11 protein-coding genes are annotated in these 10,719 nt (G+C 71.3%); all 11 read left to right on the top strand.

From position 1 onward, the window contains the following. Nucleotides 1–1,192: TonB-dependent receptor domain-containing protein (locus tag VGD32_RS11580; protein WP_331032038.1), on the top strand; the 1,192-nt coding region annotated here is incomplete at its 5' end. Nucleotides 1,193–1,380: 188 nt separating this feature from the next. Beyond that, a complete protein-coding gene (locus VGD32_RS11575) occupies nt 1,381–2,220 on the top strand; it encodes a type II secretion system protein N (RefSeq protein ID WP_331032037.1) in 840 nt (279 codons plus the stop codon). Further along, the gene (gspD, locus tag VGD32_RS11570; RefSeq protein ID WP_331032036.1) at nt 2,217–4,310 is read left to right on the top strand and encodes a type II secretion system secretin GspD; all 2,094 of its coding nucleotides are present in this window, start codon (nt 2,217–2,219) and stop codon (nt 4,308–4,310) included. Before VGD32_RS11575 ends, gspD begins: the two co-directional genes overlap by 4 nt. 7 nt (nt 4,311–4,317) lie before the next feature. Then, entirely contained in the window at nt 4,318–5,832 is a 1,515-nt protein-coding gene (gene gspE / locus VGD32_RS11565; protein WP_331032035.1) for a type II secretion system ATPase GspE, read from the top strand. Continuing rightward, entirely contained in the window at nt 5,832–7,049 is a 1,218-nt protein-coding gene (gene gspF, locus VGD32_RS11560) for a type II secretion system inner membrane protein GspF (protein ID WP_331032034.1), read from the top strand. The genes gspE and gspF overlap by 1 nt, the downstream gene beginning before the upstream one ends. 14 nt (nt 7,050–7,063) lie before the next feature. Next, on the top strand, nt 7,064–7,513 hold the full coding sequence (gene gspG, locus VGD32_RS11555) for a type II secretion system major pseudopilin GspG (protein WP_331032033.1): 450 nt from the start codon (nt 7,064–7,066) through the stop codon (nt 7,511–7,513). Between the two features lie 70 nt (nt 7,514–7,583). Then, nucleotides 7,584–8,030 carry a GspH/FimT family pseudopilin gene (locus tag VGD32_RS11550; protein ID WP_331032032.1) on the top strand — a complete coding sequence of 149 codons (447 nt, stop codon included), beginning with the start codon at nt 7,584–7,586 and terminating at the stop codon, nt 8,028–8,030. Further along, nucleotides 8,023–8,373, top strand: a complete 351-nt coding sequence (gspI, locus tag VGD32_RS11545; protein WP_331032031.1) for a type II secretion system minor pseudopilin GspI — start codon at nt 8,023–8,025, stop codon at nt 8,371–8,373. The genes VGD32_RS11550 and gspI overlap by 8 nt, the downstream gene beginning before the upstream one ends. After that, nucleotides 8,370–8,960 carry a type II secretion system minor pseudopilin GspJ gene (gspJ, locus tag VGD32_RS11540; RefSeq protein ID WP_331032030.1) on the top strand — a complete coding sequence of 197 codons (591 nt, stop codon included), beginning with the start codon at nt 8,370–8,372 and terminating at the stop codon, nt 8,958–8,960. Before gspI ends, gspJ begins: the two co-directional genes overlap by 4 nt. Further along, the gene (gspK, locus tag VGD32_RS11535) at nt 8,960–9,946 is read left to right on the top strand and encodes a type II secretion system minor pseudopilin GspK (protein WP_331032029.1); all 987 of its coding nucleotides are present in this window, start codon (nt 8,960–8,962) and stop codon (nt 9,944–9,946) included. Before gspJ ends, gspK begins: the two co-directional genes overlap by 1 nt. After that, nucleotides 9,943–10,719 (top strand): type II secretion system protein GspL (gene gspL / locus VGD32_RS11530; RefSeq protein WP_331032028.1); only part of this gene is annotated, 777 nt, incomplete at its 3' end. The genes gspK and gspL, both read left to right, overlap by 4 nt.

Genomic DNA, 10,719 nt, shown 5'->3' with positions numbered 1-10,719 from the left:
ACTGGCCGCGGTCAGCGGGCTGACGGATGAACAGCGCGAGTCCCGCATCGACTTCCTGTTCTCCGACTTCAACATCAACCCGACCACGATCGAGCTGCGCCAGGTTTCGGGCACCAACGGCGCGGGCGCCTATGACGCCGGGCTCGAGGTCGCCGCCGTCTACGCCCAGGTGGACGCCGAGATCATTCCCCTCCTGCGCACCACCGTCGGTGTCCGATTCGAGGACAGCCGTCAGACGGTGACGCCGCGCGACCTGTTCGGCGGTACGTCGACCTTCGCCGCCAGCGAACTCGAGGAGCAGTATTATCTGCCCTCCGGCACCGCGACGTGGAATTTCGCCGAGGATCAGCAACTCCGGCTGGGCGCCTCGAAGACCATTGGCCGGCCCCAGTTCCGCGAGCTGGCGCCCCAGTCCTATATCGACCCGGAAAGCGACCGCGAGTTCACCGGCAACCCGTTCCTGGTGGACACCGAAATCCTCAACCTCGACGCCCGGTACGAGTGGTATTTCGCCCGGCAGCAGTATCTGACCGCCGGCGTCTTCTACAAGGACCTGGACAAGCCGGTGGAGTCGGTCGTGGTGCTGACCGGAGACCAGCGCCAGCAGTCCTTCCTCAATGCGCCCAAAGCCACGGTCTACGGGGCCGAGGTCGAGGTGAAGAAGTATTTCGAGTTCCCCGACGCCCGCTCGCCGTTCATCGCCAACAAGCGGTGGCTGATCCAGGCCAACTACACCTGGTCGACCTCGGAGGTGCAGGTCGGCGCCGATGACGTGGTCTTCACCCAGGGCGGCGGCGGCGCGCCGGAACAGGCGTCCTTCTTCATCGAGGATGGCAGCCGTCTGCAGGGCCAGTCCGATCACGTCGCCAACCTGCAGCTTGGCTGGGAAGACGACACCGCCCGGTCGCAGGCGACGATGATCGTCAACTACGTCAGCGAGCGTATCACCGCCCGGGGCGCGGGCGCGGCCGGCGCGCGGGAGCCCGACTACATCCAGGACCCCGGCGTGTTCCTCGACTTCGTGTTCCGCAAGGACTTCGACTATGCGGGTCGCGAGTACGGCTTCGCCCTCGAGCTGCGCAACCTGCTGAACACCGACTACGACGAGTTCCAGGAGCTCGGAAACAAGATCCGGATCAACAACTACGATCTCGGGTCCTCGGCCACGGTCAGCCTGACCGCCCGCTTCTGACGCCCGCGAGGCCGCCGCTCGCGGGCGGCGGCCGCGCCATCGCTGATTGCAGAAATGCGGCAGTTGCTCCGCATCCGACCTAACCGTCACGGCAAGTTCTCGTCACCGTCATGGGCCCGTGAAGCCCGGACACGGACGATTGGTCTACGACGCTTTCGGGCCGTCGGGGCCCATCGGGGCCTGCGATCGTGATCGGCGCAATTCGCAACTGGAGCACGGGAGCCCGCGAAGCGCTGGCCGCCCGCCCGGACCGGGTCCGGACCGCCGTAGAGGCGGCCCTGGCCCTGTTGCTGATCGTGCAGCTCGGCCGGCTGGTCTGGATCGCCGTAGAGCCGGTCGACGTGCCTGTGGTCCCGGCGACGCGAGCCGAGGTCAAACCCGTCGACTATTCCGTCTTCCAGCGCTTCGACGCCTTCTTCCGCACCGGCGGTCAGAGCAGCCTGGCCGAAGACACCGCCGCGGGCAGCAGCCAGATGCGGCTGTTCGGTCTGCGGTCAGACGGCGCCGGCGGCGGGTCGGCCATCATCGGCCTGGCGGACGGCCGGCAGTTGTCGGTCGCGGTCGGCGAGACCATTGAGCCGGGGCTCGTTCTGCGGTCGGTGGGGCCGGACCATGTCGTGCTGGCCCGGGGCAACGCCCTGAGCCGCCTGATCTTCAGCGAGCTTCCAGTCGGTGCGGCGACCCCGCCTCCGCCGCCGCCCGCGCCGCAGACCGTGACGCCGACGCCGCCCCCGCAAGCCGCCGCGACCGTCGATCCCGCCAGCCTGGTCGCCGAGGCCTCGCTGCGTCCCCGGATGCAGGGCCTCCGGATCAACGGCTTCACCGTGACCTCGAACGGCGAGGCTCCGGCCCTGACCGCCGCCGGACTGAAGTCGGGCGATGTCATCCTGGCGGTCAATGGCCAGCCGCTCGACCGGCCCGACCGGATGGCCGCCCTGCGGGGCCAGCTGGCCGACGCGGCCAGCGCCGAAATCCGTTTCGAGCGGAACGGCGCGGTTCAGACCACCACCATAAGGACAGGCCGTTGAAGCGATCGACCCGCAGCCTCCCCGGCATCGCCCTGGCGGCCGTCCTCGCCCTGCAGGGACCGCTCGCCGCCGCGCCGGCGCTGGCCCAGACCGGCGGCCAGACCCTCAATGTTCAGGGCGCCGATATCCGCGCCTTCATCGAGGACATCGCCCGTTCGACCGGCCGCACCTTCATCGTCGATCCGGCCGTGACCGGCACGGTGACGGTGACCAGCGACCGGCCCCTGTCGCGGGCCCAGCTGTTCGAGGTCTTCCTGTCGACCCTGCGCGCGAACGGCCTGGTGGTCACGCCGACCGGCTCGGGCGCCTACCGGATCAGCCCGGCGCAGGGCGCGGCCCAGGGACCGGCGACCGTCGGGGCCGAGCGGTTCGCCACCGAAGTCTTCCAACTGCGCAACATCGACGCCGCCTCGGCCGCCGAGACGATCCGGCCGTTGGTCGGGCCACAGGGGCAGGTGCTGCCCAACGCCGGCGCCAACAGCGTGGTGGTCGCCGACTTCGCCGACAACCTCGCGCGCATCCGGACCCTGATCGGCCGGATCGACGTCGACCGCAGCGGTTTCGAGGTGGTGACGCTGGAGAACTCGTCGGCGCGGGAGATCGCCGCGGTGCTCCAGACGGTGCTGGCCCCTCCGGGCGGACAGCCGGGACAGGGCATGGTTTCAGTGACGCCGGTCGAGAGCTCGAACTCCGTCGTCCTGCGCGGTGACCCGTCGGCCGTGGCGCGCGTGCGTCCGCTGATCGAGGATCTCGACCGGCGCGCCGAGTCCGCCGACGACGTCAAGGTGGTCTTCCTGCAGCATGCCAACGCCGAGGCCCTGCTGCCCGTGCTGCAGCAGATCGTCGGCCAGCCGGTGGCGGCGGCCAGCGCCAATGCGACGCCGGCCGGCGGGCGGGGCGGGGTCGGAAGCGCCGTCGAGGCCGATGCGGCGCCCGCGTCCGCCGCCGCCGCTCCGGTCCCTGGCCAGCGCGCCACCATCGCCCGCTTCCCGGGCGCGAACGCCCTGGTGATTTCCGGCTCCGCCGATACCCAGCGGATGCTGGCCGAGGTCATCCGCCAGCTGGACCAGCGCCGCCAGCAGGTGCTGATCGAGGCCATCGTGGTGGAACTGTCCGACAACGCCGTGCGCGAACTGGGCGTGCAGTGGCTGCTGGCCGGCGAGGACGGCAACCCCATCGGCCTGACCAACTACTCCGACACGGCGACGCCGCTGGTCCCCATCGCCGGCGGCGCGGCGGCGGGCCAGCTCGACGAGGACGACCCCCTGCGCGAGCGACTTCAGAACCTCGCCATCAACAGCCTGCTGGGCGCCAACGGCTTCATCGGCGGCGGCGGCGGTCGTGTCGGCGACGGCCTGTTCGGCTTCATCATCAATGCCGCCAAGACCGACGACGGCTCCAACCTGCTGCAGACCCCGTCACTGATGACGCTGGACAATGAGGAGGCGACCATCCTCGTCGGTCAGGAGGTGCCGATCACCACCGGCGAGACCCTGCTGGACGGCAATTCCAACCCGTTCCGCACGACCCAGCGGCAGGATATCGGCGTCAAACTGATTGTCCGGCCCCAGATCAACGCGGGCGGCTCGATCACCCTGTTCCTGCGCCAGGAGGTGTCGAGCATCAACGGCGTCCTCAGCAACTCGGCCAGCGATCTCGTGCTGAACAAGCGCGAGCTGGAGACGACGCTGGTGGTCGACGACGGCGACATCGCTGTGGCCGGCGGCCTGCTGGACCAGAACGACCGGCTGTCGGTCGACAAGGTGCCGGGCCTTGGCGACATCCCCGGGATCGGCGCCCTGTTTCGCTCGACCAGCCGGCAGCGCGGCCGGACCAACCTGATGGTCTTCATCCGCCCGACCATCATCCGCTCGCAGACGGACGCGCAGAGCCTCGCCGCCGACCGCTGGGGCTATATGCGGCGGCAGCAGCTGGACAACGCCCCGGGCGTCGAACCCAGCCTCGACGAGATGCTGCGCGACTACATGCGGACCCAGGCGCCGGCCGCCCCGGTCTACGGGGTCGCGGCGCCGGCGGGAGAGGTGACGGCCTCGCCCCTGCCGCCGGCGCAGGCCGCGCCGGAGCAGTGAGGGCGGCATGATCACCCTCGTCAATCCGACCCTGCCCTACGGTTTCGCCAAGCGGCACGGCGTCATCCTTCTCGACGCCGGGGACATCGCCCTGGTCGGCCTGCGCGAGGGCGCCGATCCCACAGCCCTGGTCGAGACGCGCCGCGCCCTCGGCCGGCCGCTGCGCATCGAACGGCTAAGCCAGGCCGAGTTCGACCGGCGGCTGTCGCAGGTCTATGCCGGCGACCATCTGAAGGCGGCCGATGGCGACGATCTCGACATGCCCTCGGGCCTCGGCAGCCTGATCGATGACATGCCGGCCGCCGCCGACCTGCTCGACACCGCCGACGACGCCCCGGTCATCCGCCTGATCAACGGCATCATCGCCGAGGCGGTGCGGGCAGGCGCCTCCGACATCCATCTGGAGCCGTTCGAAACGGCCCTGACGGTGCGCATGCGGGTCGACGGGGTGCTGCGCGAGACGCTGTCGCTGAACCCGCGCATCACGCCCCTGCTGGTGTCGCGGATCAAGGTCATGGCGCGGCTCGACATCGCCGAGAAGCGGGTGCCGCAGGACGGGCGCATCCCGCTGGCGCTGGGCGGCAAGACCCTGGACGTGCGGGTCTCTACCCTGCCGTCGCGCGCCGGCGAACGGGTGGTGCTGCGCATCCTCGACAAGGACCAGGCCGAACTGAGGCTGGATCAACTGGGCATGACCGGCGAGACGCTGGACGCCTTCCGCGCGGCGCTGCGCGAGCCCAACGGCATCATCCTCGTTACCGGGCCCACGGGGTCGGGCAAGACCACCTCGCTCTACGCGGGTCTGTCGCTGCTGAACGACTCGAGGCGCAACATCCTGACGGTCGAGGATCCGGTCGAATACGCCATCGACGGCGTCGGCCAGACCCAGGTCAACACCAAGGTCGGCATGACCTTCGCGGCCGGCCTGCGCGCCATCCTGCGTCAGGATCCGGACGTGGTCATGGTCGGCGAGATCCGCGACGTGGAGACCGCGGGGATCGCGGTGCAAGCCTCCCTGACCGGGCATCTGGTTCTGTCGACGGTGCATACCAACGACGCAGCCGGAGCCATAACCCGCCTCCGCGACATGGGCGTCGAGCCCTTCCTCCTGGCCTCGACCCTGCGCCTGATCGTGGCTCAGCGGCTGGTGCGCCGCCTGTGCCCGGCGTGCCGCCGGTCCGAGCCGGCGGATCCAGCGACGGCGCGGCTGATCGGCGTCCGGACCGGCCAGCCGGTGTGGCGCGCCCAGGGCTGCGACCGTTGCCGTCAGACCGGCTACGTCGGACGGGTCGGCCTCTATGAGGTCATCGCCGTGGACGACCGCGTCCGCCGCCTGATCGCCGCGGGGGCCGACGAGGAGGCCATCAACGCCGTGGCCTTCGAGCGGATGGACACCCTGGCGCGGCGCGCCCGCGCCTTCGTCCTGAGCGGCCTGACCTCCGTCGAGGAGGCCGTGCGGGTGACGCGGCAGGATGTCGGGGCGCTGCAGGACGATGCGTCCGCGGCCGGGGCGGCGGCCTGATGGCCGCGTTCGACTATGTGGCGCTGGACGCCGGCGGACGCATGGTGTCGGGAGTGCTGGCCGCCGCCGACGAGGCCGCGGCGCGCGCCCTGCTTGAGCGCCGCCGGCTGATGCCGCTCGAGATTACGGCCGGGCTCGGGCCCCTGCAGAAGGTCGACCGCCTCAAACAGACCCGGGGCGGCAGGCTGAACGCCAAGACCCTGGCCCTGACGACGCGCCAGCTGGCCACCCTCGTTTCCGTCGCCCCGCTGGAGGAGGCGCTGCGGACCATCGCCCTGCAGGCCGATCGGCCCGCCGTGCGGCGGACTCTCGAAGGCGTGCACGCCGGGGTCATGGAGGGTCGCCGCCTGTCCGACGCCATGGCCCTGCAGGGGCAGGCCTTCCCGCCGCTGTACCGGGCCATGGTCTCGGCCGGTGAGACGTCGGGCGCCCTGGAGCCGATCCTCGAACGCCTCGCCGACGGCCTCGAACGCGATCAGACGGTGCGCGGCAAGGTGGTCACGGCCCTGGTCTATCCGGCCGTGCTGGCCGTGGTGGCGCTGGGCGTCATCGGCGCGCTGATGGCCTTCGTGGTGCCGAAGGTGGTCGACCAGTTCGACAGCATGAACCAGACCCTGCCGCTGCTCACCCGGCTGGTCATCGGCGTCTCCAGCCTGATGCGCGACTGGGGCTGGCTGGCAGGGCTGCTGCTCGCGGCGACCCTGGCCGCGGGCGCCGTCGCCCTGCGCAGTCCGGCGATCCGGCTCAAGGCGGACACGGCCCTGCTGCGCCTGCCGCTGGTCGGCCGCCTGATCCGCGACCTGCACGGAGCGAAGATGGCGCGCACCCTGTCGACCATGATCGCCGCCGGCCTGCCGGTGCTGGAAGGGCTGACCATCACCGCCCGCACCGTCTCCAACCGGGCTCTGCGCGCCGCCACCGAAACCATGGCCGACGCCGTGCGCGAAGGGGGCGGCTTGTCCGCCGCCATGCGCCGCGCCGACGTCTTCCCGCCGATCCTCGTCTACATGACCGCCTCGGGCGAGAGCGGCGGCCGGCTGGAGCCGATGCTGGAGCGCGCCGCGGACTATCTCGAGCGCGAATTCTCGACCTTCACCGCCGTCATGCTGAGCCTGCTCGAGCCCGCCATCATCGTCGTCATGGGCGGCGTCGTGGCCCTCATCGTGCTCTCGATCCTCCTGCCCATCCTTCAGATCAACACCCTGGCCATGGGGTGATGGAGCCGCCTGTCATGACCGCACACGAACGCAAAAAGACCGAGGCCCGTCGCAAACGCGCGGGGTTTACGCTCGTTGAGCTGATGGTGGTGATCGTCATCATCGGCCTGCTCGCCACCGTCGTCGCTATCAACGTCCTGCCCAGCCAGGACAAGGCCATGGTCGGCAAGGCGCGGGCCGACATCTCGGTGCTGGAGCAGGCCATCGAGACCTACCGCCTCGACAACCTGACCTTCCCCGACGATCTGCAGGCTCTGGTCGCCGCTCCCGCCGGCCTCGCCCGGCCCGAGCGCTATCGTCAGGGCGGCTACGTCCGCCGCCTGCCCGAGGATCCGTGGGGCAATCCCTACCAGTACCGCCGCCCGAGCGTGCACGGCGGCCAGTTCGACGTCTTCTCCTTGGGGGCGGACGGCCGGGAAGGGGGCGAGGGCAATGACGCCGACCTCGGTAACTGGCAGGGCTAGGGGCGCTGGCGCTCGCCCCCCGGTCCGCTCTTCGATCAGGCCGGGGACAGGCCCTGCGGTCGTTCCCTGCTTGAGCAAGCGCCAGGTCGGCCGCGCCGGCTTCACCCTGGTCGAGCTGCTCATGACGGTGGCGATCATCGGTCTGGCGGCCGGCGCGGTGGTGCTGTCCGTGCCCGATCCCCGGCCGTCCGTGGGGCAGGACGCCGAGCGCTTCGCCGCGCGCCTGTCGCGGGCGCGGGAAGAGGCCGTCCTGACCAACCGGCCGGTGGCGGTGGAGGCGACAACAGCAGGCTACGCCTTCTCCGCCTTCGACGGCAGGGAATGGTCGGCCCTGACGGACGGACCGTTCGGGCCTGAAGCGTGGAGCGCGGGCGTGTCGGTGTCGCCGGCCGGGCCGGTCAGGATCGTGTTCGATCCCACTGGCGTCGCCGAGCCCGCGATCGTCACCCTCAGCCGCGACGGCCGCGCCTCACGCATCGCCGTCGACGGGGCCGGGGAGGTCGCCATCGATGGCTGACCGAAGCGGCTTCACCCTGATCGAGCTGTTGGTCGCTCTGGCCGTGTTCAGTCTCGCGGCCATGGCAATGCTGAATCTGTCGGGCGAGAACACCCGTTCCGCCGCCCGGGTCGAGACGCGCACCCTTGGCGGCGTCGTGGCCGAGAACCTGGCCGTCGAGGCCATGATCGACCCCCGCCTCGCTGAAGGGGAGACTGGCGGCGCGCTTCCGCTGGCGGGCCGCCAGTGGCGCTGGAACCGCTCGGTCAGGGCCGTCGAGGCCGGCATGCTGCGCGTCGACATCCGCGTCACGACGGACGAGGGCCAGGCGGCCGACCGCGTGCTGTTCCGGGCGCGGTCATGACCGGCCCCCGTCCCGGCTTCACCCTCGTCGAGGTGCTCGTCTCCCTGCTTGTCTTCGCGCTGATCGCCGCGGCGGGTGCGGCGGTGCTCAGGCTGTCGATCGACAACCGCTTCGCCATCAAGGCCGCGACGGACAGGACCGCCGACCTGCAGCGCATGCGCAGCCTGCTGAAGGCCGATCTCGGGCAGGCCAGCGGCCGCCGCTCCCGCGGCCCCACGGGTCGGCCCATGCCTCAACCGATGAGCGGCCCGGCCGCGCCCGGCGATCCCGTTCTGGTCCTGACCCGGGCCGGCTGGACCAATCCCGGGGGCCGGCCCCGCCCCTCGCTGCAGCGCGTCGAATACCGGTTGGTCGAGAACCGGCTGGAGCGCCGGATCGCCACCCATCTGGACGGCGCCCGTCCCGGGCCGCCGCAGGTGCTGTATCGCGGCGTCCGCAACGTGACGGTCGCCTTTGTCAGGGACGGGCAGGAGGCCCCCGCCTATATCGTCACCGCCGAGCGACCGCTGCCGGACGCGGTGCGCCTGCGAATGACGCTCGATGGCTATGGTCCGGTCGAGCAGATGTTCCTCGTGGGCGGCGGCTGATGCGGCCGGGCTCCGACAATCGCGAGGGCATGGCCCTGCTGACCGTCCTGCTGCTGGTGGCGGTGATGTCGGTGGTCGCCGTCGTCGTGCTGGACGACGTGCGCTTCTCGGTGCGCCGGGCGACCAATGCCGAGACCCAGGCCCAGGCCCAGTGGTACGCCTCGGGCGCTGAGGCTCTCGCCCGGGCGCAGGTCGCGCGTCTGCTTGCGGCCGACCCCGCCCGGACCCCTCTGGAGCCGGACTGGAACGGCCGCCGCCTCGACTTTCCCGTCGAGGCCGGAACGATCAGCGCCGTGGTCACCGACGGCCAGGCCTGTTTCAACCTCAACAGCCTTGTGGAGGGTTTCGGCGAGGACCTGATCGAGCGGCCGCTCGGCCGGGCCCAGTTCCTCGCCTTGGGCCGGGCCGTCGGCGCGCCCGACAGCCGCATGCGCGCCGTCGCGGACGCCCTGACCGACTGGCTTGACGCCGACGGCGTATCCCGGCCTCTGGGCGCCGAGGACGGGGCCTACGCCGGCCTGGCCACGCCCTACCGGACCGGCGGCGTCATGCTGGCCGAGGTCAGCGAATTGCGGGCGGTCAAGGGCGTAGACGCCGACCTGTACCGCCGCCTGCGCCCGTACGCCTGCGCCCTGCCGACCACCCGGCTGTCGCCGCTCAACGTCAATACCTTGGCGCCGGAACAGGCTCCGCTGTTGATGATGCTCGCCGGCGACGCCCTCGGCCCGCAAGCCGCCCGGGCCGTCATCGCAGGGCGGCCGCGCGCCGGATGGCCGGACGCCGCCGCCTTCTGGGCCCAACCGGCCCTCGCCACCGTGGAGGTTCCGGCCGAGGTTCGTGACCAGGTCACCGTCCTGACCCGCTACTTCAACCTCCGCATCGACGTCGACCACGGCGGCGGCCGGGCCGTCCGCACCGCCCTTCTCCATGCACAGCCCGACGGCGCCGTGCGCACCGTCATCCAGCGCTGGACTCCCGAAGAATGAAACCGACCCGCCTGATCCTTATCCCGACGCTCCCCGGTCAGCCCGCGCCCTATATGATCGTCGCGCCCGACGGCGGCGTCCTCCAGCGCGGCGCGCTGGCCCTGGACGCCGTGGAGCGGCCGGAACCGATGCGCACCGTCGCCATCTGCCCGGGCGCCGAAGTCTCGATCCGCTGGCTCGATCTGCCGCCGGGCGGCGCCGCCCAATTGCGCGCCGCCGCCGCCTGGAGGCTGCGCGAGAATCTGGCCGCCACACCGGATCGGGTGGCCACCGTGGTGGGTCCGCCTGCCGGACCGGGCCAACCTCGCCTCGTCGCCGTGGTCAGCCGTTCGCTGCTGCAGGCGTGGGCAGACTATCTTGAGGCCCTGGGGGTCCGCGCCGACGTCATCACCCCGGACATGCTGACCATCGCCCAGCCCGAGGATGACGACGTCGTGTCGGCGGTGACCTTCGGAGAGAACACCGCCCTGCGCGGCCGCTTCCTCGCCGCTACGGTGCAGCCCGACCTTGTGGACCTGGTCGTCGGCGACCGTCGCGTCGTCCCGCTCCAGAACGAGGGCGTGATGGAACGGGCCCTTGTGCAGGCGGCGCGATCGCCCGCGATCAACCTGCTCGACAACGGCCTGCGGGACCGTGCGGCGCGCGTCGGCTGGCGCAGGGCGGCGGGACTGGCCGCCGCCCTGGCGGCCTCGCCTCTGCTGCTGATCGCGGCCGCCGCCGCCCGTGACGACAGGGCGGCTCGGCGGTTCGATGCGGAGGCCATCGCAGCCATC

The sequence above is a fragment of the Brevundimonas sp. genome, assembly GCF_036402095.1.
Classification (GTDB): domain Bacteria; phylum Pseudomonadota; class Alphaproteobacteria; order Caulobacterales; family Caulobacteraceae; genus Brevundimonas.
The sequence above is the reverse complement of the archived record's forward strand: the minus strand, read 5'-3'. Positions and strand labels throughout refer to the sequence as shown.

Excerpts from the sequence above, each read along its gene's own strand:
- gspF (WP_331032034.1), top strand. The coding sequence starts at position 5,832 with ATGGCCGCGTTCGACTATGTGGCGCTGGACGCCGGCGGACGCATGGTG.
- gspE (WP_331032035.1), top strand. The coding sequence starts at position 4,318 with ATGATCACCCTCGTCAATCCGACCCTGCCCTACGGTTTCGCCAAGCGG.
- gspK (WP_331032029.1), top strand. The coding sequence starts at position 8,960 with ATGCGGCCGGGCTCCGACAATCGCGAGGGCATGGCCCTGCTGACCGTC.
- gspG (WP_331032033.1), top strand. The coding sequence starts at position 7,064 with ATGACCGCACACGAACGCAAAAAGACCGAGGCCCGTCGCAAACGCGCG.
- gspI (WP_331032031.1), top strand. The coding sequence starts at position 8,023 with ATGGCTGACCGAAGCGGCTTCACCCTGATCGAGCTGTTGGTCGCTCTG.
- gspJ (WP_331032030.1), top strand. The coding sequence starts at position 8,370 with ATGACCGGCCCCCGTCCCGGCTTCACCCTCGTCGAGGTGCTCGTCTCC.